The organism is Streptomyces sp. 12E (genome assembly GCF_055633275.1).
Window position 1 is genome coordinate 1,656,358 of the sequence record NZ_JBVNCJ010000001.1, and the last position, 26,789, is coordinate 1,683,146.

A 26,789-nucleotide genomic window follows, 5' to 3' on the forward strand; every position below is an offset into this window, starting at 1 on the left:
GGGGGCCGGGGGTTATCCCCCGGGAAAGCACAGTCTCAACACGACGCAGGAGGCCGGGCGATGAGCGCACGCACCAACAAGCCGCACGAGATCGTCGAGCGCGCTCTCGAGCTGTCCCGGGCCGACGGCTGTGTCGTGATCGCCGACGAGCACTCGACCGCCAATCTGCGCTGGGCGGGCAACGCGCTCACCACGAACGGTGTCACGCGCGGGCGCACGCTCACCGTGATCGCCACGGTGGACGGCGCGCAGGGCACGGCCTCCGGGGTGGTCTCCCGGTCCGCGGTGACCGTGGACGAGCTGGAGCCGCTGGTGCGGGCCGCCGAGGCCGCCGCGCGCGGCGCGGGCCCGGCCGAGGACGCGCAGCCGCTGGTCACCGGGGTGGCCCCCTCCCCCGAGTTCACCGAGGCGCCCGCCGAGACCTCCTCCGCGGTGTTCGCCGACTTCGCCCCGGCACTGGGCGAGGCGTTCGCACGTGCGCGCGAGGGCGGCCGGGAGCTGTACGGCTTCGCCAACCACGAGCTGGTCTCCAGCTACCTCGGCACCTCGGCGGGGCTGCGGCTGCGGCACGACCAGCCGAACGGCACGCTGGAGCTGAACGCCAAGTCGCCGGACCGCACGCGGTCGGCGTGGGCGGGGCGCTCCACGCGGGACTTCAAGGACGTCGACCCGGCGGTGCTCGACGCGGAGCTGGCCGTACGGCTGGGCTGGGCCGAGCGGCGGCTGGAACTGCCCGCGGGCCGGTACGAGACGCTGCTGCCGCCGACCGCGGTGGCGGACCTGCTGATCTACCAGCTGTGGTCGGCCTCGGGACGGGACGCGGTCGAGGGGCGCACGGTGTTCTCCAAGCCGGGCGGCGGCACCCGGGTCGGCGAGCGGCTGACCGAGCTGCCGCTGACCCTGCGCAGCGACCCGGACGAGCCGGGCCTGGAGTCGGCGCCGTTCGTGATCGCGCACTCCTCCGGCGGCGACCAGTCGGTGTTCGACAACGGGCTGCCGCTGACGGCCACGGACTGGGTGCGCGAGGGTGAGCTGAACCGGCTGACGACCAGCAGGCACAGCGCGGGACTGACCGGGCTGCCGACGGCGCCCGGCATCGACAACCTGATCCTGGACGGGGGCGGGGAACGCTCCCTGGAGGAGATGGTCGCCTCCACCGAGCGCGGGCTGCTGCTGACCTGCCTGTGGTACATCCGCGAGGTCGATCCGGCGACGCTGCTGCTCACGGGCCTGACCCGGGACGGCGTCTACCTCGTCGAGAACGGCGAGGTCACCGGCGAGGTGAACAACTTCCGGTTCAACGAGTCGCCGGTGGACCTGCTCGGCCGGGCAACGGAGGCGGGCCGTACGGAGAAGACGCTGCCCCGGGAGTGGAGCGACTGGTTCACCCGGGCGGCGATGCCGGCGCTGCGCGTCCCCGATTTCAATATGAGCTCCGTCAGCCAGGGCGTATAACCTCGTAGGCGTTCGCAAGCGGCCGTCACCCGACCGGCCGAAGATCATCGAGGAGACACGAGAACCGTGACGGACATCGTCGACGAGCTGAAGTGGCGCGGGCTGTTCGCCCAGTCCACTGACGAGGACGCTTTGCGCAAGGCGCTCGCGGACGGTCCCGTCACGTTCTATTGCGGCTTCGACCCCACCGCGCCCTCCCTGCACGTAGGGCACCTGGTGCAGGTGCTCACCCTGCGCCGGCTCCAGCAGGCCGGTCACCGGCCGCTGGCGCTGGTCGGCGGCGCCACGGGCCAGATCGGCGACCCGCGCCCGACCGCCGAGCGCACGCTGAACCCGCCGGAGACCGTCGCGGGGTGGGTCGAGCGGCTGCGCGGCCAGATCGAGCCGTTCCTGTCCTTCGAGGGCGAGAACGCGGCCACGATGGTCAACAACCTCGACTGGACGCAGAACCTCTCCGCGATCGAGTTCCTGCGGGACATCGGCAAGCACTTCCGCGTCAACAAGATGCTGACCAAGGACTCCGTCGCCCGGCGTCTGGAGTCCTCCGAGGGCATCAGCTACACGGAGTTCAGCTACCAGCTGCTGCAGGCGATGGACTTCCTCCAGCTGTACCGGCGCTACGGCTGCACGATGCAGCAGGGCGGCAGCGACCAGTGGGGCAACCTCACGGCGGGCCTGGACCTGCTGCACCGGCTGGAGCCGGACGCCACGGCCCACGCCTACGCCACGCCGCTGATGACGAAGGCGGACGGCACCAAGTTCGGCAAGACCGAGGGCGGGGCCGTCTGGCTCGACCCGGAGATGACGACGCCGTACGCTTTCTACCAGTTCTGGCTGAACACGGACGACCGGGACATCTCGCGCTACATGCGGATCCTGTCCTTCAAGTCCCGCGAGGAGCTGGAGGAGCTGGAGAGGCAGACGGAGGAGCGTCCGCAGGCCCGGGCCGCACAGCGCGCGCTGGCGGAGGAGCTGACGACGCTGGTGCACGGCGCCGGCCAGACGGCCGCCGTGATCGCCGCGTCCAAGGCCCTCTTCGGCCAGGGCGAGCTGGGTGAGCTGGACGACCGCACGCTGGCCGCCGCGCTCTCCGAGGTGCCGCACGTCGAGGTGACCGAGCTGGGTCCGGTGGTCGACCTGTTCGCCGAGGTCGGCCTGGTGCCGAGCAAGTCCGCCGCGCGGCGCACGGTGAAGGAGGGCGGCGCCTACGTGAACAACGTCAAGGTCACCGCCGAGGACGCCGTCCCCGCCGAGGAGGACCTGCTGCACGGACGCTGGCTGGTGCTGCGCCGGGGCAAGAAGAACCTGGCGGCGGTGGAGGTCACGGCCGGCTGAGCAGGCGGCCCGCGCTTGCTCCGGGGCGGTTTCCGGCGGATGCCGGAGACCGCCCCTTCGTCACCCGTACGGCGACGGGTCAGACCCGCTGTCGTTGGTGCTTCCTGCGCTGCATCGCGGTGTACAGCATCTCCGCGAGCAGGACGATGACGATCGCCGCGCCCAGCTGGAAGATGTGCCGGCCCCAGTCGACGCCCCGCGTCTCCTCGATCCCGAAGCCCCGCGCGAGGGCGTTGCCCGCGACGGCGCCGATCATGCCGCAGATGGTGGCCAGCCAGAGCGGGATGTGCTGTTTGCCGGGGATCACCGCCTTGGCGATCAGACCGAGCACGAGTCCCACGATGATCGCCCACAACCAGCCCATGACTGCCTCCTCGTACGGCTTGACGCGAGCATTACGGCCAGTGTCGGCCCAGAGGCCGTGCGCCGCATGTCGGGCGTGCCGTACGCAATACGGCGCAGGCGGTGCGCCGCGGGGCGGGGAGACCCGCTCTCGTGACCCGTCCGGGCGGGGCGTAACGTGGACATGTCCGGAACCGGTGTCAACGGGACGGGGCACCGGCCGGCCAGGCGCGGAGAAGGTCCGATACGGGCGGATGGTGGAATGTGATGCGGAAGCAGCATGGCGGCGGCGTCCAGGTGTTCCGGATCACCGGTGCCCGGACGGGCCTCCAGGAGGACGTACGGGGGCGGCAGCGCCGGTACGTGATCTCGATGGCCGTCCGTACGGTCTCGGTCATCCTCGCGGCGACGCTGTGGAACGTGGAGCGGCACGTCGCGATCGTGGCGCTGGTGCTCGGGGCGGTCCTGCCGTACGTCGCGGTGGTGATCGCCAACGCCGGGCGCGAGAATGCGCCGTCCCTGCCGTCGACCTTCGTGACGACGCCGATGAGGCCGATGATCGCGTCGCCGCGGACGAATGACGGTTCCGCGGAATCCGATGCGGAAGATATGGCGTCACAGGCGGCGCCGAACGCACGAACGGAGCGGCCCGAGCGGTCGTGAGGATCGGGGGCGTGCGGGGAAACCCTGTCAAGCGGAAGGCGTTTACCCGCCATCCTCAAGAAAAGCTCAGATCAATCATGTTGTTCCGGTGCCGGGGGCGGGGTGGCCCGTGACATACTTCGTACGCGCTCCGCATCCCCCGTCGGAGCGACGGACCGACGCCGGGCAGCTCCCCCCGTGGCTGCTCGGCGTCGCCTTTTCCCGTGGATTTCGCGCCCCGTCGGCCGGGTTAGGGTCGGCGGTGTGATGGTCCCTGATCCCGAGACGCCGATCTGTTCCGCCAAGGGGTGTCGTGCCGCCGCCGTGTGGGTGCTGGCATGGAACAACCCCAAGCTGCACACGCCGGAGCGCCGTAAGACCTGGCTCGCCTGCGAGGAGCACCGCGAGCACCTCTCGCAGTTCCTCGGGGTCCGGGGATTCCTGAAGGACGTCGTCCGGTTCGAGGAGTGGAAGGCTCCGGAGGGAGCCTAGTCCTCTCAGCCCCCGATGGCGGACATCGGCCTGTCCGGCTGGACGAAGGCCGGGTCGTCCAGGCCCGCTCCCGCCTTCTTGCCCCACATCGCGAGTTTCCAGATGCGGGCGATCTCCTCGTCGGGGGCGCCGGAGCGCAGGGCCGCGCGCAGGTCGGTCTCCTCGGTGGCGAACAGGCACGTGCGGATCTGTCCGTCGGCGGTGAGCCGGGTGCGGTCGCAGGCGGCGCAGAACGGGCGGGTGACGGAGGCGATGACGCCGACGCGGTGCGGGCCGCCGTCGACCAGCCAGCGCTCGGCCGGTGCGGAGCCGCGCGCCTCGTCGCCCTCGGGGGTCAGCTCGAAGCGCGTGCGCAGGGAGGCGAGGATGTCCCCGGCGGTGACCATGCCGTCGCGCTTCCAGCCGTGCTGGGCGTCCAGGGGCATCTGCTCGATGAAGCGCAGCTCGTAGTCGTGCTCCACGGCCCAGGCGAGGAGGTCGGGGGCCTCGTCGTCGTTGAGCCCCGGCATCAGGACCGAGTTGACCTTCACCGGGGTCAGGCCGGCCTCGCGGGCCGCGTGGAGGCCGTCGAGGACGTCCTGGTGGCGGTCGCGGCGGGTGAGGGTCTTGAAGACCTCCGGACGGAGCGTGTCCAGGGAGACGTTGACCCGGTCCAGGCCCGCCTCCTTCAGGGCGGCCGCGGTGCGCCGCAGCCCGATGCCGTTGGTGGTGAGGGACGTCTGCGGGCGGGGCTCCAGGGCGGCGACGCGCTCGACGATGCCGGCCAGGCCGGGACGGAGCAGCGGCTCGCCGCCGGTGAAGCGGACCTCCTCGACGCCGAGGGAGGTGACGGCGATGCCGACGAGGCGGACGATCTCGTCGTCGGTGAGCAGGTCGGGCTTGGCCAGCCACCGCAGCCCTTCCTCGGGCATGCAGTAGGTGCAGCGCAGATTGCACCGATCGGTCAGCGAGACCCTCAGATCGGTGGCCACTCGGCCGTAGGTGTCGATGAGCACGCGGCTCCTCCCTCGACGCGGATCACTCGTGCCCGGCTACTGCGAGCCTACGTGACGCCGCCGACAACCTCCGGTGCCCCGATGCGCCGGGACGGCGAACGGCCGCGTCGCGGGAGCCCGCGGGGGGTCCCTGCGACGCGGCCGCGCGGGGTGGGGATCAGTGGGCGCCGGTGCCGGTCAGGGACCGGACCTCCAGCTCCGCGTACTTCTTGGTGTCGGGCTCCTCCTTCGACAGGACGGTGCCGAGCCAGCCCATCAGGAAGCCGAACGGGATGGAGATGATGCCCGGGTTCTTCAACGGGAACCAGGCGAAGTCGACGTCCGGGAACATCGCCTTGGGGTCGCCGGAGACCACGGGCGAGAACAGCACCAGGCCGACGGCGACGATGAGACCGCCGTAGATCGACCACAGGGCGCCCTGGGTGGTGAACCGCTTCCAGAACAGGCTGTAGAGGATGGTCGGCAGGTTGGCGGACGCGGCGACCGCGAAGGCCAGCGCGACCAGGCCGGCCACGTTCAGGTCGCGGGCGAGGGCGCCGAGCGCGATGGAGACGATGCCGATGAGGACGGTCGCCCAGCGGGCCGCCCGCATCTCCTCCTTCTCCGTGGCCTGGCCCCTGCGGATGACGTTGGCGTAGATGTCGTGCGCGAAGGAGGACGACGAGGCCAGGGTGAGGCCGGCGACCACGGCGAGGATCGTCGCGAAGGCGACCGCCGAGATGGTGGCGAGCAGGATCGCGCCCCAGGCCGAGTCGGTGCCGCCCAGGTGCAGCGCGAGCAGCGGGGCCGCGGTGTTGCCGGACGGGTTGGACGCGATGATCTCGTCCTGGGAGATCAGTGCCGCGGCGCCGAAACCGAGGGCGATGGTCATCAGGTAGAAGCCGCCGATGATGCCGATGGCCCAGTTCACGGACTTGCGGGCGGCCTTGGCGTTGGGCACCGTGTAGAAGCGGATCAGGATGTGCGGCAGACCGGCGGTGCCCAGCACCAGGGCGATGCCGAGGGAGATGAAGTCCAGCTTGGTGGTGCCGTCGGCGCCGTACTGGAGGCCGGGCTCGAGGAAGGCGTCGCCCTTGCCGCTGTTCTCGGCGGCGCTGCCCAGCAGGTCGGAGATGTTGAAGTCGAACTTCAGCAGCACCAGGAAGGTGATGAGGAGCGTGCCGCCGATGAGCAGCACGGCCTTGACCATCTGGACCCAGGTGGTGCCCTTCATGCCGCCGATGGAGACGTACACGATCATCAGGACGCCGACGAGGGCGACGATGAGGATCTTGCCGGCGTCGGAGGTGATGCCGAGCAGCAGCGAGACGAGGACGCCCGCGCCCGCCATCTGGGCCAGCAGGTAGAAGATCGACACGACGATGGTGGAGGTGCCGGCCGCGGTGCGCACGGGGCGCTGGCGCATGCGGTAGGCGAGGACGTCGCCCATGGTGTAGCGGCCGGAGTTCCGCAGCGGCTCGGCGACCAGGAGGAGGGCGACCAGCCAGGCGACCAGGAAGCCGATGGAGTACAGGAAGCCGTCGTAGCCGAAGAGGGCGATGGCGCCCGCGATGCCGAGGAAGGACGCGGCCGACATGTAGTCGCCGGAGACCGCGAGCCCGTTCTGGAAGGCGCTGAACTGGCGCCCGCCGGCGTAGAAGTCGGCGGCGTCCTTGGTCTGCCGGCCGGCCCAGACGGTGATGCCGAGGGTGGCGACGACGAACAGCGCGAACAGGGTGATGATGAGTCCGCGGTGTTCGCTGGCCTCGTTCGCGGCAAGGGTGACGTGGGTGATCGCGGGGCTCATGCGCCGCCCTCCATACGCTTCTTGATGGCCTCGGCCTTGGGGTCGAGCTTGGCGGCGGCGTGCCGGGAGTACCACCACGCGATGAGGAACGTGGTGACGAACTGCAGGATGCCGAAGACGAGGGCGACGTTGATGTTGCCCACCAGCTTGGCGCCCATGAAGCCGCCCGCGTAGTTGGAGAGCAGGACGTACAGCAGGTACCAGATGATGAAGGCGATGGTCAGCGGGAAGGCGAAGGAGCGGTAGGAGCGGCGCAGTTCACCGAACTCAGCGCTCTCCTGCACCTCGGTGAACTCCTCCGGCGTGGGGAGTTTGTGTTGTTCCGTCGAGGGGGGCGGTGCTTCGGCGGCCACGGAGTCTCCTCGCGTTGCGGGTCGGTTCGGATGGGGACGGAAGGCGAGTGTCCTCGTGCTTCCTGCCCAAGGGCACGGCGCCACGCGAGGACCGGTTCAACTCTCCGCCGTTCTTTTCCCCTGGCGTTTTCCGAAGACGTTTCCGGCGAAACATTGCTGGCCAGCGCGCGGGCGGGATAGCTTCACCCTGCACCACCCCGTCATGTACCTGCCCGAGCACCACCCGTGCCTCGGGCCGGTTTCGTTTCCGGATGATGTGGAGACCCCATGGCTCATCTGCGTTCCAGACGCCGTCTCGCCCTCGCCGTGCCCGTCGTGCTGTCCCTGACCGCATCCCTCGGCTTCCTGCCCGCGGCGGCCTCGGCGGCCCCGCGGACGGTGCCGGCCGAACAGGCGACGGACGCGCCCGCCCTGGCGTACGTCGTCAACACCAAGGCGGACCGCCGCACGATCGCCTCGGTGGAGCGGGCGATCGCCGCGGCCGGCGGGAAGGTCGTCGTCACGTACGACAGGATCGGCGTGATCGTCGTCCACTCGTCGAACGCCGACTTCGCGAAGCACATCCGCACGGTGCGCGGGGTCCAGTCCGCCGGCGCCACCCGCACCGCGCCGCTGACCGCGGCCGGGACGACGGACGAGGGAGCCGCCGACTACGTGAGCGCCGCCGAGGCCGCGCGGACGGAGGCCGTCTCCGCGCGGACGCCCGGCAGCGAGCCGCTCGAGGCCGACCAGTGGGACCTGCGGGCGATCGGCGCCGACAAGGCCGCGAAGATCAACCCGGGCAGCCGCAAGGTGACCGTCGCCGTCATCGACACCGGCGTCGACGACACCCACCCGGACCTCGCCCCGAACTTCTCCGCCTCCCAGTCGGCCAACTGCGTCGGCGGCAAGGCGGACACCGGCGAGGGCGCCTGGCGCCCGTACACGGACGAGGACTACCACGGCACGCACGTGGCCGGTGAGATCGCCGCGGCCCGCAACGGCGTCGGCGTCGCCGGTGTCGCGCCCGGCGTGAAGGTGGCCGGCATCAAGGTCAGCGACCCGGACAACGGCCTCTTCTACCCGGAGAACGTCGTCTGCGCGTTCGTCTTCGCCGCCGACCACGGCGTGGAGATCACGAACAACAGCTACTACGTCGACCCCTGGCTGTACAACTGCATGGACGACCCGGACCAGAAGGCGATCGTCGACGCGGTCAACCGCGCCCAGCTGTACGCCCAGAGGAAGGGCACGCTGCACCTCGCCTCGGCCGGCAACTCCAACCACGACCTGGCCTCCGACGCGATCGTCGACGACTCCAGCCCCAACGACACCACTCCGGTGACGCGCACCATCGACCCGAGCGAGTGCTACGACGTCCCGACCCAGCTGCCGGGCGTCGTCACCGTCAGCGCGACGGGCGTGCAGAACCTCAAGTCGTACTACTCCACGTACGGCAAGGGCGTCGTCGACGTCGCGGCGCCGGGCGGCGACCGCCGCTACCAGCTGCCGGACACGCCGTCGAAGGACGGCCGCATCCTGTCCACCATGCCGAACGGCGAGTACGCCTTCCTGCAGGGCACCTCGATGGCCTCGCCGCACGCCGCCGGCGTCGCCGCGCTGCTGAAGTCCGAGCACCCGTGGGCCACGCCCGCCCAGCTGCAGGCGCTGCTGAAGGCCCAGGCGAACAACCCGGGCTGCCCCGAGTCGTACGACCAGGACGGCGACGGCGCGCAGGACGCCGCCTGCGAGGGCGGCCGCCGGGTCAACGGCTTCTACGGCTTCGGCATCGTCGACGCGCTGCGCGCCGTCAAGTGACCCGCGGCTCCGCGCTTCCCTCCCGTCCGACCGCACTCGTGAACGAACCACTGGAGACCCCATGACAGCGCCTCACCCGCGCCACCGCCGCGCGCTCGTCATCCCGGCCGGGATGGCCATGGCGACGGCACTCGCCCTCCTGCCGAACACCGCGGCCACGGCCGCCCCGGTCCCCGAGCGGCCGGCCGCGGCCCCCGTCGACGCGACCCCGCTCAGCTACGTGGTCAACGTCAAGGGCGGACACGGCGCCTCGGCGCACGTGAAGAAGGCGATCGGCAAGGCCGGCGGGACGATCGTGACGTCGTACGACAAGATCGGCGTCATCGTCGTCCACTCGTCGAACGCCGACTTCGCGAAGCGCATCCGCACGGTGCGCGGGGTGCAGTCGGCCGGCGCCACCCGCAACGCGCCGCTGCCGTCGGCGGCCACCGCGGACACGGTCACCCCGAAGGCGCTCAGCGACTCCGAGCTGGCCCGGGCCGAGTCGGCGGCGGCCGAGGGCCAGGACCCGCTCCAGGGCCTGCAGTGGGACCTGCCCGCCATCAAGGCGGACAAGGCGCACGAGAAGTCGCTGGGCAGCTCCAGGGTGACCGTCGCCGTCATCGACACCGGCGTGGACGACACCCACCCGGACATCGCGCCCAACTTCGACCGGGCCGCGTCGGTCAACTGCGTGTCGGGCAAGCCGGACACCAGCGACGGCGCCTGGCGGCCGGGCGCCGGGGAGAGCCCGCACGGCACGCACGTCGCCGGTGAGATCGCCGCCGCGAAGAACGGCGTCGGCATGACCGGTGTCGCGCCGGGCGTGAAGGTGTCGGGCATCAAGGTGTCCAACCCGGACGGCTACTTCTACACCGAGGCCGTGGTGTGCGGCTTCGTGTGGGCGGCCGAGCACGGGGTCGACGTCACCAACAACAGCTATTACACCGATCCCTGGTACTTCAACTGCACGGACGACCCGGACCAGAAGGCGCTCGTCGAGGCCGTCACCCGGGCGTCGCGGTACGCGGAGCGCAAGGGCGCGGTGAACGTGGCCGCGGCCGGCAACGAGAACTACGACCTCGCGGCCGACGAGATCACCGACCCGTCCTCCCCGAACGACGGCACCCCCTCGGACCGGGTGGTCGACCCGTCCGAGTGCCTCGACATACCGACCCAGCTGCCGGGCGTGGTGACGGTCGCGGCGACCGGCGCGAAGGGGCTGAAGTCGTCGTTCTCCAACTACGGCCGGGGTGTGGTCGACATCGCCGCGCCCGGCGGCGACTCGACGGCGTACCAGAAGCCGGAGCCGCCCGCCACCAGCGGCCTGATCCTGGGCACGCTGCCCGGCGGGTCGTGGGGCTACATGGCGGGCACGTCGATGGCGTCCCCGCACGTCGCGGGCGTCGCCGCGCTGATCAAATCGACGCACCCGAAGGCCTCGCCGGCGCTGGTCAAGGCCCTGCTGTACGCGCAGGCCGACGCCACCGCGTGCACGGACCCGTACGACATCGACGGCGACGGCAAGGCCGACGCGGTGTGCGAGGGACCGAAGAACCGCAACGGCTTCTACGGCTGGGGCACGGCCGACGCGCTGGACGCGGTGACGCGGTAGTCGCGGTGGCCGCACGGGAGCGGTGAGCACAGGGGCCGGGCGGTCGCGCCCGGCCCCTTTCGCGGCATAGTGCGGGCATGAACGATCTCGCCTCCGTCTGGTCCGCCCTGGGCGGCGACCCCGCCCTCCTCGCGCGCGTGTCGGCCGTCGAACGGCCCGGCGTGCTCCCCTCCCGGCTGCCGGTACGGGAATCGGCGCGCGCCTGTGTGGGCGCGTGCGCGCTGGCCGCCGCCGAACTGGGGGCACGGCGGACGGGCGGCGTGGTGCCGGCGGTGCGGGTGGACGACGGGGCGGTGGCCACGGCGTTCGTCAGCGAGCGGCACCTGCTGGTGGGCGGACGGGCCCCGGAGACCTTCGCGCCGTTGTCGCGGTTCTGGCACACGGCCGACGGGTGGGTGCGCACGCACGCCAACTACCCGCACCACCGGGCCCGGCTGCTCGCCGCGCTGGACGTGCCGGAGGACCCGGGAGCGGTGGCGGCGGCGCTCGCGGAACGCTCCGCGCGGGAGGTCGAGGAGGCGGTGTACGCGGCCGGTGGGCTGGCCATCGCCCTGCGGACGCCCGAGGAGTGGGCGGCGCACGAGCAGGGCGTGGAGGTGGGGAAACGGCCCCTCGTGGAACGCGAGCGGCTGGATCCGGCCCCCGCGCGGGTGCTCGCTCCGGTGGACCGGGAGCCGCTGCTGCCCGCAGCGGGACTGCGGGTGCTGGACCTCACCCGGGTGATCGCGGGTCCGGTCGCCACCCGCACGCTCGCCCTGCTCGGCGCGGACGTGTTGCGCGTGGACGCGCCGGGGTTGCCCGAACTCGCCGGCCAGCACGCCGACACGGGTTTCGGGAAGCGGTCGGCGCTGCTGGACCTCCCGGCCGGCCGGGAGGTGTTCGAGGAGCTGCTCGCGACGGCGGACGTGGTGGTGACGGGGTACCGGCCGGGCGCCCTGGACCGCTTCGGACTGGCCCCCGCGATGCTGGCCGAGCGGCGGCCGGGGGTGGTGGTGGCCCAGCTGTCGGCGTGGGGCGCGTACGGACCGTGGGGCGGCCGGCGCGGCTTCGACAGTCTGGTGCAGGTGGCCACGGGGATCGCGGCGGCCGAGGGCGGCGATCCGACGGGGCGGCCGGGGGCGCTGCCCGCACAGGCGCTCGACCACGGCACGGGGTACCTGCTGGCGGCGGGGGTGCTGCGGGCACTCGGCGAGCAGGTGGAGGAGGGCGGGAGCAGGGTGGTGCGGGTGGCACTGGCGCGGACGGCCGGGTGGCTGCTGGAAGGCACGGCGCCCGGGCCCGCCGGGCCTTCCGGGGAGGTGGCCGCCGGGCGGTGGCTCGCCGAGCGGGACAGTGCGCTGGGGAGGCTGCGGTACGCCTTGTCACCGGTGGTGTTCGACGGTGGGCCGCGTGACTGGGCGCGACCGCCCGGGCGTTGGGGAACCGATCCGGCCCGGTGGGTCTGACGGGCCGCGCGGGGTGCCGCCCGCCGGCGTCCGCGGGATGCCTCCCCGGAGGGGCCCCGGCGCCCGCCCTCCCAGGTCTTCGAGGCACCGGGGAGGCACGACCGTCCGCGGTGAGGGCAGGCCCCGTACTTGCCCGGTTCTGCGCGGGCTTGTGAAGATCCCGGGGTGAGTCTCATGGAATCCAGGGTCGGGACGGCCGGAAGCGGGCCGGGGCGGGCCGTCGCCGTGCTCGTGCTGGTGGCGGTCGGGGCGGCGGTGCCGCTGCTCGGGGCGTCGCCCGCGTTGCACGGCACCGGGGAGGCCGACGCGCCCGGCACCGGGGGCATAGCCCTGCTGCGGGCGGTGCTGTTCGCGGCGCTGTCCGTACCCGTCGGCGAGTTGTTCGTGCGGCGGCTGGTGCGCTCCGTGCCCGGCGCTCCGGCCGCCGTGCCCCGCGGTTGGTCCACCGCGGCGAACTGCGTCGGTTTCGTGGCCGCCCTCGGACTCGCCTCCGTCGTGGCCACCGGCAACCTGGTGCCCGGCGGCCTCGCCGACATCGACGTCGGCGGCCTCTACGGCTCCAGGGACGGCAGACTCGCCCTCCTGGAGGTCAACGCCTTCCTCGCGGCGGCCCTGTGCGCGGCGTCCGGCCGTCCCGGCACCCAGGTGTGGCCGCTGGCCGCGGTGGTCGTCGCGGAGGCGCTGCGCGCGCACCCGACGACCGAGTACAGCCCGCTCGTCGGCTCCGGGCTGACCCTGGTGCACCTGGTCTGCGCGTCGCTCTGGGCGGGCGGTCTGCTGTACGTGCTGCGCACCCTGCGGCTGTGGCCGCGAGCGGAGGCGGGCGCCGCGCTGCTGGGGCGCTACGCGCGCGTGGCGGCCGTCCTGCTCGCCGCCGTCACCGCGACGGGCGTGTGCAGTTCGCTGCGCCGGATGCCGCCGGAGACGATCCTGTGGCAGCTGACGGACACGGCGTACGGGCGGGTCCTGCTCGCCAAGGTGGTCCTGATGGCCGGGGTCGCCGTCCTCGCCCTGTGGGCCCGGATCCGGCTGGCCCGCGCGAAGGACCCGCTGACCGCCTGTTCCCCCGCGCGGTGGGAGGTGTACGCGCTCGGCGTGGTGGTCGCGGTGTCGGGGCTGCTGACGGCGCTCCCGGTACCGATCCGCTGGTGAACGGGGTTTCACGACTCGTACGGACATTCCCGGTGTCCGGGTGTGCGGACCGCGCGGGGGGACCTGTGGGTCGGCGGTGTCGGTCCCGGCCCGTATCCTCGTGAACCATGCTCGACGACCTCACGACCGCAGCGTCCTCCCCCGCCCCGTGGCCGGCCGCGTATCCGCAGGGGTACGCGGTCGTCGACGTGGAGACCACGGGGCTGGCCCGGGACGACCGCATCATCTCCGCGGCCGTCTACCGGCTGGACGCGCGCGGCGAGGTCGAGGACCACTGGTACACGGTGGTCAATCCGGAGCGGGACCCGGGCCCGGTGTGGATACACGGCCTGACGAGCGACGTGCTGGAGGGGGCGCCCCTCTTCCAGGACATCGCCGCGGAGTTCGCGACCCGGCTGGAGGGTCGGGTGCTGGTCGCGCACAACGCGGTCTTCGACTGGCAGATGATCGCCCGGGAGTACGCCCGCGCCCGGAGCGAGGCGCCGGTGAAACAGCGGCTGTGCACCATCGCCCTCTCCAAGGAGCTGAAGCTTCCGCTGCCCAACCACAAGCTGGAGTCGCTCGCCGCGCACTTCGGTGTCGTACAGCGGCGGGCGCACCACGCGCTGGACGACGCGCGCGTGCTGGCGGAGGCGTTCCGGCCCAGTCTGCGGGCCGCGGCGGCGGGCGGCGTACGGCTGCCGCTGCACGAGTGCCTGCCGCTGACCGAGTGGACGGACCGTCCCCGTACCGTGCGGCAGGCGGGTCCCGGCGGCCACCGACCGGCCGGCTGGCGCCCCTCCCGCAAGCGGCCCGCCTGCCCGTACCCCAACCCTGGGCGGTACGAGCCGGGCAAGCGGCTCAAGCAGGGCATGCGGGTGGCGTTCTCCGGGGACACCTCCGTCGAGCGGGACCTGCTGGAGGACCGCGCGACGGAGGCGGGCCTGCACGTCGCCGGCAGCCTCTCCCGGCTCACCAGCCTCCTCGTCACCAACGATCCGGACTCGGGCACGTCCAAGGTGGTCAAGGCCCGGCAGTACGGCACCCCGGTCGTCGACGAGGCCGCGTTCGGTCAGCTGCTCGGGGACGTCGAACCCGCGCCGGAGGACTGACCTGGGCGCGGAAGGGGGCCCTTCTCTACGCCGGTGATCCGACCTTGCCGACGATGCCCACCTTGCCCTCGGCGCGGGCGCAGTGGGCGCCGCAGTACCAGTGACCGTCGGCCTCGACGCCCTGACCGATGATCTGCACCCGGCAGTGCTCGCAGATCGGGGCCATGCGGTGGATCGCGCAGGCGAACGAATCGAAGACGTGGCGAGCACCGTCCCGGGTCTCCACGGTGAACGCCAGCGCGTAGTCGTTCCCGCACACTTCGCAACGTGTCATGAGCAGCATGGTCGGCCGCCGGGAGGGCTCTCGCAAGCCGACAGCACCGCGTCGGCCGGGTCCGGATGGACGTACCCGCCGCAAAGCACCCCGCGACCGAGTTGTACGGTCGTGGGGTGTACCGCTTTCTGTTGTCCCGCCAATGGGTGACCATCACCCTGGTCGCCCTGCTCCTCATCCCCACGATGATCTGGCTGGGCTTCTGGCAGATGGACCGCTACGAGGAGCGCGACGCCCGGAACCGGCTGGTCGCCGACGCGCTGGCCGCCGATCCGGTCCCCGTGGAGCAGCTGGCCGCCCCGGGACACGCCGTGACCCGCGCCGAGCGGTACCGCACCGTGACCGCCAAGGGCCGCTTCGACACGGATGACGAGGTCGTCGTCCGCCGCCGCACCAACGCCGACGACCGGGTCGGCTTCCACGTCCTCACCCCCTTCGTCCTCGACGACGGCCGGGTCCTGCTCGTCAACCGGGGCTGGATCCCCGCGGAGCCGGGCCGGACCTCGTTCCCCGAGATTCCCGCGCCGCCGCGCGGCGAGACCACGATCAAGGGCCGGCTGATGCCCGACGAGACGACCGAGGCGAGCGGCATCAAGGACCTCGAGGGCCTGCCGGACCGGCAGATCATGCTGATCAACAGCGAGCAGGAGGCGGAGCGCCTCGGCGCCCGGGTGCTCGGCGGCTACGTGGCGCAGACGGCGCCCGAACCGGAGGACGGCGTCCCGGAGCAGCTCGGGAACCCCGGCCAGGAGAATTCCGCGCTGAACTACGCGTACGCCGTGCAGTGGTGGCTGTTCGCGGCGGCCGTGCCGGTCGGCTGGTTCGTGCTGGTCCGCCGCGAGGCCCGGGACCGGGGCCGGGCCTCGGCCGGGGAGACGGACGCCGAGGAGACGGAACCGGCGGCGGTGTAGCGGGTCCTCCCCGGGCCCGGTGCCGTCGTCTCCGGCGACGGCGCGGCGGCGGCCGACGGTCCGTCACTCCCCGGCTGCGCCCCTGATTGCCACCCCCGGCCGCCGGGAACCCGCACCCCGTGCACCGTATCGAGGACTACGCGCTCATCGGCGACGAACAGACCGCTGCCCTGGTGGGCACGGACGGCTCGGTCGACTGGCTCTGCCTGCCCCGCTTCGACTCGGCGGCCTGCTTCGCACGGCTGCTCGGCGACGAGGACAACGGGCACTGGCGCATCGCCCCGGCCGGTGCGGACCGGTGCGCCCGCCGCTCCTACCGCAAGGACACCCTGGTCCTGGACACCGAGTGGGAGACCCCCGAAGGCGCGGTGCTGGTCACCGACCTGATGCCGCAGCGCCACCGCGCGCCGGACCTGGTGCGGATCGTGCAGGGGGTACGGGGTGAGGTGACCGTGCGCAGCACGCTGCGGCTGCGCTTCGACTACGGCTCGGTCGTGCCGTGGGTGCGCAAGACGGACGGCCACCGGGTGGCGGTGGCCGGTCCGGACTCGGCGTGGCTGCGCAGCGTGCCGGACGTGGAGACCTGGGACGAGGACCGGCGCACGGTCTCGGAGTTCACGGTGCGGGAGGGCGAGCGGGTCGCGTTCGTGCTCACCTGGCACCCCTCCCACGAGCCGCGGCCCCCGCTGGTCGACCCGTACTCCTCGCTGCGGCACAGCGTCACGGACTGGCGCGCCTGGGCGGCCCAGTGCCGTTACGACGGCCCGTACCGGGACGAGGTCGTCCGGTCGCTGATCACCCTCAAGGCGCTCACCTACCGCCCCACCGGCGGCATCGTCGCCGCGCCCACCACCTCGCTGCCGGAGGAGCCGGGCGGGGTGCGCAACTGGGACTACCGCTTCTGCTGGCTGCGCGACTCCACGCTGACCCTGAACACGCTGCTGGCCGCCGGGTACCAGGAGGAGGCGGAGGCCTGGCGCAACTGGCTGCTCCGTGCGGTCGCGGGCGATCCGGCGGACCTGCAGATCATGTACGGGCTCGCGGGCGAGCGAAGGCTGCCGGAGTTCGAGTTGTCGTGGCTGTCCGGTTTCGGCGGCGCCGCGCCCGTGCGGATCGGCAACGACGCCGTGAACCAGCTCCAGCTGGACGTGTACGGCGAGGTCATGGACTCCCTGGCGCTGGCGCGGGGTTCGGGGCTGTCCGTGCAGCCGGACGTGTGGGCGTTGCAGTCGGCGTTGATGGACTTCCTGCGCACGGCGTGGCGGCAGCCGGACGAGGGGCTGTGGGAGGTGCGCGGCGGCCGGCGCCACTTCGTGCACTCCAAGGTGATGGTGTGGGTGGCCGCCGACCGCGCGGTGCGCGCGCTGGAGGACGACCCGGACCTGGGCGGGGACCTGGACGGCTGGCGGGAGCTGCGCGACGAGGTGCACCGGGAGGTGTGCGAGAAGGGCTACGACCCCGCACGGAACACGTTCACGCAGTCGTACGGCTCGCGGGAGCTCGACGCCGCGCTGCTGCTGATCCCCCGGGTGGGTTTTCTGCCGCCCGACGATCCCCGGGTGCTCGGCACCATCGACGCGGTCCGCGCGGAGCTGGGGCAGGACGGGTTCCTGCACCGCTACACCCCGGACGCCGCGGCCGTCGACGGGCTGCCCGGGCAGGAGGGCACGTTCCTGGTCTGTTCGTTCTGGCTCGCGGACGCCCTGCACATGACCGGCAGGACGAAGGAGGCGCGCGCGCTGTTCGAGCGGCTGGTGGGGCTCGCCAACGACGTGGGTCTGCTGGCGGAGGAGTACGAACCGGTGGACGGGCGGCTGCTGGGCAACTTCCCCCAGGCGTTCAGCCACATCGGCCTGGTGAACACCGCTCTCGCCCTGTTCGGGGACGAGGGGGCAGGATAGGGGACATGGATCTTGGACTGAAGGACCGGGTGTACGTCGTCACCGGGGCGACCCGCGGGCTGGGCCACGCCTCCGCGCGGGAGCTCGTCGCCGACGGCGCGAGGGTGGTCGTCTCGGGGCGGGAGGAGAGGTCCGTCGCTCAGGCGGCGTCCGCGCTGGGGGCGGACGCGGTCGGGGTGGCCGTCGACAACGCCGACCCCGAGGCTCCGGCGCGGCTGATCGCCACCGCGCGGGAACGGTTCGGGCGCTTCGACGGCATCCTCGTCAGCGTGGGCGGGCCGCCGCCGGGGTTCGTCGCCGACACCACCGACGAGCAGTGGCGGGCGGCGTTCGAGTCGGTGTTCCTGGGCGCGGTGCGGATGGCGCGGGCGGCCGCGGCGGAGCTGGGCGAGGGGGGTGTGATCGGGTTCGTGCTGTCGGGGTCGGTGCACGAGCCGATCCCCGGGCTGACCATTTCCAACGGGTTGCGGCCGGGGCTGGCCGGGTTCGCGAAGTCGCTGGCGGACGAGCTGGGGCCGCGGGGGGTCCGGGTGGTGGGGTTGCTGCCCGGGCGCATCGACACGGACCGGGTGCGGGAGCTGGACTCGTTGTCGGCGGATCCGGAGGCTACGCGGCAGGCGGCGGAGTCCCGGATTCCGTTGCGGCGGTACGGGAGTCCCGCGGAGTTCGGCCGTACGGCGGCGTTCCTGCTGTCGCCTGCGGCTTCTTATCTGTCGGGCGTGATGCTGCCGGTGGACGGGGGTCTGCGGCACGGGTTCTGATGCGGGGCCGGCCGGTGGGCGCACTGCGCCGGTGCGGGGCGGGGGAGGTCGCGCCCCCGGCGCTTGCGGGGCGCCTCCCCCGGAGGGGGTGCCCCCAGCGGCACGACTGCCCGCGGGGGAACGACGGGCAGGGGTCAGGTCACTCGTTCGGGGCGGTGTTTCACGGCTCGCAGGCGGGTTTCCGCGGGGAGGGCGGGGAGGCCGGCTGAGTCTCGGGCGTGGGCGAGAGGGCCCCTGGCGAGGGCTCGCAGGGTGGCTGCCGGGTCGGCGTGGGGCCGCAGGCGGAGGAGGATCCGGGTTCCAAGGCCGCTTCGGCCGCCGGTGAGCAGGACATGGGCCCGGGCCACGCCGTCCAGCCGGCTCGCCTCCTCGGCGAGGGCCTGCTCCAGTGCCCGGCCCCGCAGCGACGCGCCCTCGTCGTCGCCGGTGTCGAGCAGGACCTCGGCCGGTCGCCGCCGGGTCAGCACCGCGAGCAGCCACCCCAGGGAGAGCAGGACCAGGACGGCGAGAGCGGTGATGACGGCCGGCCACCACCAGCCCTCGTCCCGCCAACGGGTCCGCTCGGTCTCGTCCAGCAGCACGTCGTGCCGCCCGTCGTGCGGCCACCAGGAGGGTGCGGGCGCCCCCAGCCCGATCGCCAGCACGGACCCGCCGAGGACGGCCAGCACCAGCCCCACGGTCCCGAGCAGCACCCGGTTGACGCCTTTGAGCACCTCTACCTCCCCTTACGGCCGGGCCGTCGTACGCGCAGCGACAGCGAGGGCGGCCGGGCCAGGCCCAGCCTCTCCACGGCGTCGTCGAGCACCGCGGTCAAGTCGGCCCGTACGTCCTCCGGTTCGCGGAAGTGCGACACCGCGCGGACGTCCGCGCGGGCGCGTTTCACCCTGACCCGCGCCGACCGCACGCCGGCCACCTCCAGGGCCCGGTCCCTCAGCACCGTGGCGGCGGCGTCCCGGTGCAGTCCCGCGCGGACGTGGGGATCCGCGGGGCGCATCGGGAGCAGGGCGCGCAGGCCGGGTGTCAGGGCGAGCAGCAGCAGCCAGAGCCCGAGGGCGGTGGCGACACCGGCGCCGGTCAGCACCCAGATGTCGTCCAGGGGCCGTTCGGCGAGTTGCCGGGCCAGCTCCCGGCGCCAGCCCAGCGCGGATCGGTGGGCCCGTACGGCGGCGACGTCGTACAGGAACGCGCCCGCGATCACCAGGGTCAGCAGCGCGACCAGGCCCGCGGGGATCCGGCGCGCCGACCACAGGCGCCGGTGCCCGCCGGAGCGGCCGGGCCCCTCCGCGGGCGGCGGGTCCTCCTCCGGGGCCGTTCCCTCGGGGCCGCTCATCACGTCCTCCCCCGGGCCGCTTCCGGCGCGGCGGTCAGGTGCAGCCGTTCGACCAGGACGGCGACCTCCGGCACGCGCATCCCCGCCAGGGTGCGCACCCGGTCGACCACCCGGCGCCGCACCCGTGCGCACCGGCCGCCGATGTCGCCGGGGTAGTCGAGTTCGACGTGCACCCGGACCCGGGCGGCCTCATCGCGTACCACCACCGTGGCGTGCGGCGGAGCGGCGCCCGGCGGCAGGGGGCCGACCGCCTCACGGGCCGCCTGCGAGGCGATCTTCGCGACCACCCGGTCGGCGATCCTGGTCGCCCCGCGCTCACCCGGCGCGACGGCGGCCGGGCCCCGGCCGGGCTCGGCGATCGTGCTCACGGCCGTCACCGCCGCCGCTCGTCACGGGGACGGAGGAAGTCGCCGAGTTCCAGGTCCCCCTCGAGGAACCGCCCGACGCCGAAGCCGATCGCGCCCAGGGCCGCCACCAGCAAGAACGCCCCGAATCCGCCGAAGTGTCCGGCGAAGCCCAATGCCATGCCGACGATCATGCCGACCACGGCCGTGCTCATGGTGTGCTCCTCCGCTCGCCGAGCCTCACTGGAGGCGGGTCTCCGGCTCCTCGTCCTCCTCCTCGGGCAGCTTCACGTCGCTCACCGCGATGTTGACCTCGACGACCTCCAGACCGGTCATCCGCTCGACCGCCGCGACGACGTTCTCCCGCACGGCCCTGGCGACGTCGGCGATGGACACGCCGTAGTCGACGACGATCTCCAGGTCGAGCGCGGTCTGCAACTCGCCGACCTCGACCTTCACACCGCGCGTCGCCGACTTCGAGCCGCCGGGCACCCGGTCGCGCACGGCGCCGAAGGTCCGTGACAGACCGCTGCCCATGGCGTGCACGCCGAGCACGTCCCGCGCGGCCAGCCCCGCGATCTTCTCCACGACACCGTCGGCGATGGTGGTGCGCCCACGGGTCGCGGGGTCACCGCCGCCGCGCCGCGTTCCCGGACCCTTGCGGGGGGTGGTCTCCAAGAGGTTCCTCTCCGGGCCGGGGGCCCGTACCGGGCTCCCTTCGGTCATGTCGGTCATCTCCGCATATCCCTTCGATCGTCCTCCTTCGACCACGGTATGCGCGGTTGCCCGGTATCGCGCCGAAGATGCGTCAGGCTGGAGGAATGACGGCGGACCGGTGGACTCGGGCGGTGCGGCAACAGGTGGGGCTGGGGAGGATCCTGCCCCTGGGAGGAGCGCGCGACGGGGCGTGGATCGCGGAGCGGGCGGTGGAGACGGTCCTGCGGCGCGCGGCGGTACGGGACGCGCCGGGCGTACGCCTGAACGGTGTACGGATCGGGCTCGCCGATCCGGAGGCGGCGACGGACGGGCCGGTCGTACCGCCGCCGCCGAGCGCGCTGCCGCCGGGGCCGTTGCGGCTGACCGCCGAGTTCGCGGCCACGGCGGCGCGGCCGGTGCCGGTGACGGCGGCGCGTCTGCGCGCGGTGCTGGCGGAAGCGGCGGTGGAGCGGATCGGGTTGTCCGTCACGTCGGTGGATCTGCGGGTGACGGAGTTGCTGGACGCGGAGGCTGCGCCTGTGCCTGCGCCCGTCGTGGAGCCGGAGCCGGTGTCCGAGCCGTCGTCGGACGACGGTGGCTCCGAGGTGGGTCGTGTCGCTGCGGCGGTGCTCGCGGTGGCGGGGGTGAGCCGGCTGACGGGCACGCTGGGGCGGTCCGTGAGTCTGACCGAGCAGCCGGGTGGGGACGCCCTGCCCCGTCGGCACGTGCGCGTGGAGCTCGCGGTGGTGGCGGACGCCTGTGCGCTGGACGTGGCCCGGGGGGTTCGTCCAGGGGTGGCGTCCGCTCTGGTGGGTGAGGCCACGGTGGCCGTGCTGATCACAGCGGTCGACTGACCGGGCCGTGGCCGGGGTGGTCCGCCGGGGTGGGGAGGACGCGCGGCCCGGCGCTTACGGGGCGCCTCCCCAGAGGGGGTACCCCAGCGCCCGCCCTCCCCCGCTCCCGGTTTCGCTCGAGCGGGGGACCCCCGGCGCCCTGGGGGCGCCTCCCAGGCCTTCAGGGCACTGGGGGAGGCACGACTGCCCGCGGGAACGGGGAGGCCGCCGCGGATGCGGGGGTCATTCGCCCAGGCCGGCCAGGTCGCGCAGGCGGCGGGACTGGGCGGCTCGTTCGGCGGTGCGCTGTTCGTCGTAGGTGCGGTTCCGGGCGCCGCGGAGCAGGGACTTGGTCTCGATGACGGCGTCGCGGGGGGCGGCCAGCAGGGCCGCGGCGAGGTCCTGGACCGCCGCGTCCAGGTCGGCCGCGGGCACGGCGAGGTTGGCCAGGCCGGTGTTCACGGACTCCTCGGCCGTGACGAAGCGCCCGGTCGCGCAGATCTCCAGCGCGCGGGCGTATCCGACGAGGCCGACCAGCGGGTGCGTGCCGGTCAGGTCGGGGACGAGGCCGAGGCTGGTCTCGCGCATGGCGAACTGCACGTCGTCCGCGACGACACGCAGGTCACAGGCGAGGGCCAGTTGGAACCCGGCCCCGATGGCGTGTCCCTGGACAGCCGCGATGGACACGATGTCGCTGCGCCGCCACCAGGTGAACGCCTCCTGGTACTCGGCGATGGTCGCGTCCAGCGTGGCGTCGTCGCGACGCGCCAGGTCGATGAACGACGGCTCGCCCTCGATTCCCTCGGGCGTGAACATCTGCCGGTCGAGCCCGGCGGAGAAGGACTTGCCCTCCCCGCGCAGCACCACGACCCGGACGGAGCCGGGCAGCAGCCGGCCCGCCTCGGTCAGCGCCCGCCACAGAGCGGGGCTCTGCGCGTTGCGCTTGGCCGGGTTGGTCAGCGTCACCGTGGCGATCGCGTCGTCGACGGTGAGCCGTACGCCGTCCTTGTCGAGCACGGGACCGAGGTCCTGGGCGGACGAAGCCATGGGGTGCCTCCGAGGGGTGCGGTCATCCAAGTGACTGCACAGTAACCACCCGGCCGGTCAGTCGGCCGACCGGGTGGCCACCATCGGGATCTCGGGGGCGCCCGGGATCAGGCCGAAGGGGCTTTCTTTCCCCGTGTCGCCCCGCCACGCCCTCGCAGCGTGACGCCCGATTCGCTGAGCATGCGGTGCACGAAGCCATACGAGCGGCCGGTCTCCTCGGCCAATGCCCGGATGCTCGCACCGGCGTCGTACTTCTTCTTCAGGTCTGCCGCGAGCTTGTCGCGCGCGGCGCCGGTCACCCGGCTGCCCTTCTTCAGAGTCTCGGCCACCCGTGCCTCCTCATGGGAAGTGCGCTCTGGTCTCCTCATGATCACCCCTCCCGGCCCTCATGGCCACCCATTCGGCAAGGTCGATGAGACAAGGTTGTGACGACGGGAGCGCGTCCCCACATTCGGAATTGAATATTCCGCAGGGTGCGGGCAGCGCCTCCACACCGGTTCTTCCGTGAAGTACCAGGTCAGAAAGGCACGACGGCCGAGCCCCGGTTCACCGAGGGCTCGGCCGCGAAATCCGTGTAGGACACACCTCGGGATGAGGAGATCTCACACGAATGACGGATCACCGATGGGCCGAATGATCCATACGCAGTGGATCACGCTTTCGATCAACCCCGGTTGACGTCTCTCAGGCGAGGGCGACCAGGTCCGCGTAGTCGGCGCCCCACAGGTCCTCGACGCCGTCCGGCAGCAGGATGATCCGCTCCGGCTGGAGCGCCTCGACGGCGCCCTCGTCGTGCGTGACGAGGACGACCGCGCCCTTGTACGTGCGCAGCGCCCCGAGGATCTCCTCACGGCTGGCCGGGTCGAGGTTGTTGGTCGGCTCGTCGAGGAGCAGCACGTTGGCCGAGGAGACCACGAGGGTCGCGAGCGCGAGACGGGTCTTCTCGCCGCCGGAGAGGACACCGGCCGGCTTGTCGACGTCGTCGCCGGAGAACAGGAAGGAGCCGAGCGTCTTGCGGATCTCGACGAGGTCGAGGTCGGGCGCAGCGGAGCGCATGTTCTCCAGGACCGTGCGCTCCGGGTCGAGGGTCTCGTGCTCCTGCGCGTAGTAGCCGAGCTTGAGGCCGTGGCCCTCGACGACCCGGCCGGTGTCGGGCTTCTCGACGCCGCCGAGGAGGCGGAGCAGGGTGGTCTTGCCCGCGCCGTTGAGGCCGAGGATGACCACGCGGGAGCCCTTGTCGATGGCCAGGTCGACGTCGGTGAAGATCTCCAGCGAGCCGTAGGACTTCGACAGTCCCTCGGCCATGAGCGGGGTCTTGCCGCACGGGGACGGCTCCGGGAAGCGCAGCTTGGCGACCTTGTCGGACTTCCGCTCGGCCTCCAGGCCGGCCAGCAGCTTGTCCGCCCGGCGGGCCATGTTCTGCGCGGCGACGGTCTTGGTGGCCTTGGCGCGCATCTTGTCGGCCTGCGCGTGCAGTGCGGACGCCTTCTTCTCGGCGTTCTGCCGCTCGCGCCTGCGGCGCTTCTCGTCCGCCTCGCGCTGCTGCTGGTAGAGCTTCCAGCCCATGTTGTAGACGTCGATGGTGGCGCGGTTGGCGTCCAGGTAGAAGACCTTGTTGACGACCGTCTCGACCAGGTCGACGTCGTGGGAGATCACGATGAAGCCGCCGCGGTAGGTCTTGAGGTAGTCGCGCAGCCAGGCGATCGAGTCGGCGTCGAGGTGGTTGGTCGGCTCGTCGAGCAGCAGGGTGTCCGCGTCGGAGAACAGGATCCTGGCGAGCTCGACACGGCGGCGCTGGCCGCCGGAGAGGGTGTGCAGGGGCTGGCCGAGCACGCGGTCGGGCAGGTTCAGCGCGGCGGCGATGGTGGCGGCCTCGGCCTCGGCGGCGTAGCCGCCCTTGGTGAGGAACTCGGTCTCCTGGCGCTCGTACTGCTTGAGCGCCTTCTCGCGGGTGGCGCCCTGGCCGCCTGCGATGCGCTGCTCGTTCTCGCGCATCTTGCGGATCAGCACGTCGAGGCCGCGGGCGGAGAGGATGCGGTCGCGGGCGAGGACGTCGAGGTCGCCGGTACGGGGGTCCTGGGGCAGGTAGCCGACCTCGCCGGAGCGGGTGACGGTGCCGCCGGCGGGGATGCCCTGGCCGGCGAGGACCTTGGTGAGGGTGGTCTTGCCGGCGCCGTTGCGGCCGACGAGGCCGATGCGGTCGCCCTTGGCGATGCGGAAGGTGGCGCTTTCGATGAGGACGCGGGCACCGGCGCGCAGCTCGATGCCGGAGGCGGAGATCACGGACAGACTCCTGGGCGGGTGTGGGGTGGCGGTGGGCGGCTGAGGACGTTCCCGCCGTCTAATGCGCGAGGAGAATGGCCATGCGAGCCATTCTAACGGGGCCGTGCAACCGCTTTTCCTGGGCGCGGGCGCCGCCCGGCCGGCGCGGGGCGACGGCGTGGTGCCGCCGGACGCGGCGGGGCGCCCGAGCGGCGACGGGACGAAGGGCGCGGGTCCGGCCGGGGCACCCGCCCTCGTGGGCGGCGCCGGCGGACACCACCGGGGAGAGGCGGACCGGGACCACGGCTCCCGCGACCGCACGGACCGTGGCCCCGGCGGCATCCGGGCTCCGGCGCGTGCCCGCCCGGGACGGAACCCGCGCCCCGCTCCGGGCCGGACCCCGGTCAGCCGCCGGTGTGCACCTGGAAGGCGGCCCGGCGGACCGCCTTGGCCAGAGCCGGGTCGGGGTGGGCGGCGGCCAGGGCGACCAGGACCTGGACGGTGCGCGGGTGGCCGACGGCGCGTACCTCGTCGAGCAGTGCGGGGACGGTCGGCTGGACCGCGGACTCCAGGTGGCGGACCAGCAGCGGGGCCTCGCCGTGGTCGGCGACGGCGGCCGCGGTGTCCACCCACAGCCAGGTGGCCTCCTCACGGGTGAGGACCTCGTGGGCCTCCTCGGGGTCGGCGCCGTCGTGCTCGGCGAGCCACAGCAGGGCGTACGGCCGCAGCGTCGGCTCGTCGAGCACGGTGCGGACCTCGGGCTCGGCGGGGGCGCCGACCACGCGCAGCGCCTCGAAGGCGAGGCCGCGCAGCAGGGCGTCCTCGCCCCGGGCGGCGTCGATCAGCTCCGTGACGGCGCTGCCGACCGGCCGGGCGGCGAGCCAGGCGCGGTACTCGGCGCGGGCCGCGTTGGGGCGCAGCCGGGCGCAGCCGCGCAGCATGTCCTCGGCGCCCTGCTCGATGTTCCCGGCGGGGCTCTGCGCGGCGACGCAGATCTGCTCCAGCTTGACCCACACCGCCCAGCTGCCGAGCGGGGTGAGCGTGGCCTGCCCGTCGCCGTAGGTGAGGGCGCCGACGGAGGCGAGGGCGCGCAGCGCCCAGTCGAGCAACGGCTCGAGCGGGGCGTCGGCGGCGGGCGCGGCGCTCGCGGGCCGGGGCCGCTGGAGCGGCACCTTGGGTCTGAGTTCCCGGGGGAGCCCGGACCCCGGCTGGGCGAGGTCGGACTGCTGGACGTAGTCGACCTCGCAGCGCTCCGTGCGGAGTTCGGTCACCCGCTGCTGGAGGAGGTCGAGGAGCTGGGGCACGGGGACCGGGCCGGCGGAGAGCTGGAGGAAGGAGAGGACCTGCGGCATGGCCGTGACGACCTCGGCGACGGCGGCGGCCTCGTACTCCTCGGGTTCCGGGTGGGCCAGCGACCAGGCGTCGCAGAGGGCGACCCAGCCGCGCAGCACGGCGCTGTCGTCGCGGTCCCAGGCGCGCAGCCGCCAGCCCGGGCGGGCGCTGTCGCCGTGCACCTCGATGAGGCCGGCCAGGCGGGCGGTGTCCCAGTCGGCACGGACCTGAGCGGGGGTCAGGCCCAGGGAGCGGGCCGCCCGTTCGGCGGTCGCGTCGGAGAGGGTGGCCTTGCCGTCGGCGGTGGCGCTGTCCCCGCCGGGGCCGAGGGCGGCGTCGGCCCAGCGGGCGACGCGGGCCGCGGCGGCCAGAACGGAACGCGCCATTCTGGCCAGCTCCGCCGGGGCCGGTGTGCCCTCCGGGGGGCGTGGCGCGGGGCGGCGCGAGCGGCGCCGGTTCACCGCCGTGGGGGCGGCGGCCAGGGGTCGCGGGCGGACGAGTCGGAGCCTGGAGTCGCGCGGGATACGGGACGTCACGGGTGCAGTCTTCCTGGTGACGGTCCGAAAACCCAAACGGAATGCCGACGGGGACGCCGGGACGGCTCGTGCCTCGGCTCCGG

27 protein-coding genes are annotated in these 26,789 nt (G+C 73.1%); 13 read left to right on the forward strand and 14 right to left on the reverse strand.

What is annotated here, in order from left to right:
- Positions 1-60 precede the first annotated feature (60 nt).
- Together ACZ8ZB_RS07815 and tyrS are read left to right on the forward strand one after the other, a co-directional pair.
- A complete protein-coding gene (locus ACZ8ZB_RS07815) occupies positions 61-1,455 on the forward strand; it encodes a metallopeptidase TldD-related protein (protein ID WP_470736960.1) in 1,395 nt (464 codons plus the stop codon).
- A 66-nt stretch (positions 1,456-1,521) separates the two neighbouring features.
- A complete protein-coding gene (gene tyrS, locus ACZ8ZB_RS07820; protein ID WP_470736961.1) occupies positions 1,522-2,790 on the forward strand; it encodes a tyrosine--tRNA ligase in 1,269 nt (422 codons plus the stop codon).
- A 79-nt stretch (positions 2,791-2,869) separates the two neighbouring features.
- Here the strand turns inward: tyrS and ACZ8ZB_RS07825 are convergent, their stop codons facing one another.
- A complete protein-coding gene (locus tag ACZ8ZB_RS07825; RefSeq protein ID WP_470736962.1) occupies positions 2,870-3,154 on the reverse strand; it encodes a GlsB/YeaQ/YmgE family stress response membrane protein in 285 nt (94 codons plus the stop codon).
- Between the two features lie 245 nt (positions 3,155-3,399).
- On the opposite strand from ACZ8ZB_RS07825, the gene ACZ8ZB_RS07830 reads away from it, so the two are divergent.
- Positions 3,400-3,795, forward strand: coding sequence for a DUF3099 domain-containing protein (locus tag ACZ8ZB_RS07830; RefSeq protein WP_470736963.1), 396 nt, complete (start codon positions 3,400-3,402; stop codon positions 3,793-3,795).
- A gap of 246 nt (positions 3,796-4,041) precedes the next feature.
- A complete protein-coding gene (locus ACZ8ZB_RS07835; protein WP_361750890.1) occupies positions 4,042-4,266 on the forward strand; it encodes a hypothetical protein in 225 nt (74 codons plus the stop codon).
- 5 nt (positions 4,267-4,271) lie between these two features.
- Here the strand turns inward: ACZ8ZB_RS07835 and moaA are convergent, their stop codons facing one another.
- From moaA to ACZ8ZB_RS07850, 3 genes are all read right to left on the reverse strand, one after another.
- On the reverse strand, positions 4,272-5,261 hold the full coding sequence (gene moaA, locus ACZ8ZB_RS07840; protein ID WP_470736964.1) for a GTP 3',8-cyclase MoaA: 990 nt from the start codon (positions 5,259-5,261) through the stop codon (positions 4,272-4,274).
- 157 nt (positions 5,262-5,418) lie between these two features.
- On the reverse strand, positions 5,419-7,047 hold the full coding sequence (locus tag ACZ8ZB_RS07845; protein WP_470736965.1) for a solute symporter family protein: 1,629 nt from the start codon (positions 7,045-7,047) through the stop codon (positions 5,419-5,421).
- Positions 7,044-7,400, reverse strand: coding sequence for a DUF485 domain-containing protein (locus tag ACZ8ZB_RS07850; RefSeq protein WP_470736966.1), 357 nt, complete (start codon positions 7,398-7,400; stop codon positions 7,044-7,046). The genes ACZ8ZB_RS07845 and ACZ8ZB_RS07850 overlap by 4 nt, the downstream gene beginning before the upstream one ends.
- Positions 7,401-7,667: 267 nt before the next feature.
- Here ACZ8ZB_RS07850 and ACZ8ZB_RS07855 point away from each other — a divergent pair, with 267 nt between their 5' ends.
- The 5 genes from ACZ8ZB_RS07855 to ACZ8ZB_RS07875 all read left to right on the forward strand — a co-directional run bounded on the left by ACZ8ZB_RS07855 (position 7,668) and on the right by ACZ8ZB_RS07875 (position 14,479).
- Positions 7,668-9,197: a S8 family peptidase gene (locus ACZ8ZB_RS07855; RefSeq protein WP_470736967.1), complete on the forward strand. Its 1,530-nt coding sequence runs from the start codon at positions 7,668-7,670 to the stop codon at positions 9,195-9,197.
- A gap of 61 nt (positions 9,198-9,258) precedes the next feature.
- Positions 9,259-10,791 (forward strand): S8 family peptidase, encoded by a 1,533-nt coding sequence (locus tag ACZ8ZB_RS07860; protein ID WP_470736968.1) that lies wholly within the window; start codon positions 9,259-9,261, stop codon positions 10,789-10,791.
- Positions 10,792-10,868: 77 nt separating this feature from the next.
- Positions 10,869-12,236, forward strand: coding sequence for a CoA transferase (locus tag ACZ8ZB_RS07865; RefSeq protein ID WP_470736969.1), 1,368 nt, complete (start codon positions 10,869-10,871; stop codon positions 12,234-12,236).
- A 174-nt stretch (positions 12,237-12,410) separates the two neighbouring features.
- Positions 12,411-13,388, forward strand: coding sequence for a CopD family protein (locus ACZ8ZB_RS07870; RefSeq protein ID WP_470736970.1), 978 nt, complete (start codon positions 12,411-12,413; stop codon positions 13,386-13,388).
- A 107-nt stretch (positions 13,389-13,495) separates the two neighbouring features.
- Positions 13,496-14,479 (forward strand): DEDDh family exonuclease, encoded by a 984-nt coding sequence (locus ACZ8ZB_RS07875; protein ID WP_470736971.1) that lies wholly within the window; start codon positions 13,496-13,498, stop codon positions 14,477-14,479.
- Between the two features lie 25 nt (positions 14,480-14,504).
- On the opposite strand, the gene ACZ8ZB_RS07880 is transcribed toward ACZ8ZB_RS07875, so the two are convergent.
- Positions 14,505-14,753 (reverse strand): hypothetical protein, encoded by a 249-nt coding sequence (locus tag ACZ8ZB_RS07880; protein ID WP_470736972.1) that lies wholly within the window; start codon positions 14,751-14,753, stop codon positions 14,505-14,507.
- Between the two features lie 116 nt (positions 14,754-14,869).
- Between ACZ8ZB_RS07880 and ACZ8ZB_RS07885 the strand changes: the two genes are divergently transcribed.
- The 3 genes from ACZ8ZB_RS07885 to ACZ8ZB_RS07895 all read left to right on the forward strand — a co-directional run bounded on the left by ACZ8ZB_RS07885 (position 14,870) and on the right by ACZ8ZB_RS07895 (position 18,326).
- Positions 14,870-15,664, forward strand: coding sequence for an SURF1 family cytochrome oxidase biogenesis protein (locus ACZ8ZB_RS07885; protein ID WP_470736973.1), 795 nt, complete (start codon positions 14,870-14,872; stop codon positions 15,662-15,664).
- Positions 15,665-15,783: 119 nt separating this feature from the next.
- Positions 15,784-17,565: a glycoside hydrolase family 15 protein gene (locus ACZ8ZB_RS07890; protein WP_470736974.1), complete on the forward strand. Its 1,782-nt coding sequence runs from the start codon at positions 15,784-15,786 to the stop codon at positions 17,563-17,565.
- 5 nt (positions 17,566-17,570) lie between these two features.
- On the forward strand, positions 17,571-18,326 hold the full coding sequence (locus ACZ8ZB_RS07895; protein ID WP_470736975.1) for an SDR family oxidoreductase: 756 nt from the start codon (positions 17,571-17,573) through the stop codon (positions 18,324-18,326).
- 134 nt (positions 18,327-18,460) lie between these two features.
- On the opposite strand, the gene amaP is transcribed toward ACZ8ZB_RS07895, so the two are convergent.
- Genes amaP through ACZ8ZB_RS07920 form a run of 5 tightly spaced genes read right to left on the reverse strand, consistent with a single transcriptional unit; the run spans position 18,461 to position 20,735 of the window.
- The gene (gene amaP / locus ACZ8ZB_RS07900) at positions 18,461-19,039 is read right to left on the reverse strand and encodes an alkaline shock response membrane anchor protein AmaP (protein ID WP_470736976.1); all 579 of its coding nucleotides are present in this window, start codon (positions 19,037-19,039) and stop codon (positions 18,461-18,463) included.
- 2 nt (positions 19,040-19,041) lie between these two features.
- Positions 19,042-19,656: a DUF6286 domain-containing protein gene (locus ACZ8ZB_RS07905; RefSeq protein WP_470736977.1), complete on the reverse strand. Its 615-nt coding sequence runs from the start codon at positions 19,654-19,656 to the stop codon at positions 19,042-19,044.
- Positions 19,656-20,033: a hypothetical protein gene (locus ACZ8ZB_RS07910; protein WP_470736978.1), complete on the reverse strand. Its 378-nt coding sequence runs from the start codon at positions 20,031-20,033 to the stop codon at positions 19,656-19,658. The genes ACZ8ZB_RS07905 and ACZ8ZB_RS07910 overlap by 1 nt, the downstream gene beginning before the upstream one ends.
- Positions 20,030-20,215: a hypothetical protein gene (locus tag ACZ8ZB_RS07915; RefSeq protein ID WP_470736979.1), complete on the reverse strand. Its 186-nt coding sequence runs from the start codon at positions 20,213-20,215 to the stop codon at positions 20,030-20,032. The genes ACZ8ZB_RS07910 and ACZ8ZB_RS07915 overlap by 4 nt, the downstream gene beginning before the upstream one ends.
- Positions 20,216-20,240: 25 nt before the next feature.
- Positions 20,241-20,735 carry an Asp23/Gls24 family envelope stress response protein gene (locus ACZ8ZB_RS07920; RefSeq protein ID WP_470736980.1) on the reverse strand — a complete coding sequence of 165 codons (495 nt, stop codon included), beginning with the start codon at positions 20,733-20,735 and terminating at the stop codon, positions 20,241-20,243.
- A gap of 86 nt (positions 20,736-20,821) precedes the next feature.
- Here ACZ8ZB_RS07920 and ACZ8ZB_RS07925 point away from each other — a divergent pair, with 86 nt between their 5' ends.
- Positions 20,822-21,550, forward strand: coding sequence for a nucleopolyhedrovirus P10 family protein (locus tag ACZ8ZB_RS07925; RefSeq protein WP_470736981.1), 729 nt, complete (start codon positions 20,822-20,824; stop codon positions 21,548-21,550).
- Between the two features lie 222 nt (positions 21,551-21,772).
- Here ACZ8ZB_RS07925 and ACZ8ZB_RS07930 read toward each other — a convergent pair whose 3' ends face one another.
- The 4 genes from ACZ8ZB_RS07930 to ACZ8ZB_RS07945 form a co-directional block, all read right to left on the reverse strand.
- The gene (locus tag ACZ8ZB_RS07930) at positions 21,773-22,576 is read right to left on the reverse strand and encodes an enoyl-CoA hydratase/isomerase family protein (RefSeq protein WP_470736982.1); all 804 of its coding nucleotides are present in this window, start codon (positions 22,574-22,576) and stop codon (positions 21,773-21,775) included.
- Between the two features lie 107 nt (positions 22,577-22,683).
- Complete coding sequence (locus ACZ8ZB_RS07935) at positions 22,684-22,905, reverse strand: helix-turn-helix domain-containing protein (protein ID WP_029385158.1); 222 nt, start codon at positions 22,903-22,905, stop codon at positions 22,684-22,686.
- A 355-nt stretch (positions 22,906-23,260) separates the two neighbouring features.
- Positions 23,261-24,859 (reverse strand): ABC-F family ATP-binding cassette domain-containing protein, encoded by a 1,599-nt coding sequence (locus ACZ8ZB_RS07940; protein WP_470736983.1) that lies wholly within the window; start codon positions 24,857-24,859, stop codon positions 23,261-23,263.
- Positions 24,860-25,242: 383 nt separating this feature from the next.
- The gene (locus ACZ8ZB_RS07945) at positions 25,243-26,706 is read right to left on the reverse strand and encodes a hypothetical protein (RefSeq protein ID WP_470736984.1); all 1,464 of its coding nucleotides are present in this window, start codon (positions 26,704-26,706) and stop codon (positions 25,243-25,245) included.
- Positions 26,707-26,789: the final 83 nt, after the last annotated feature.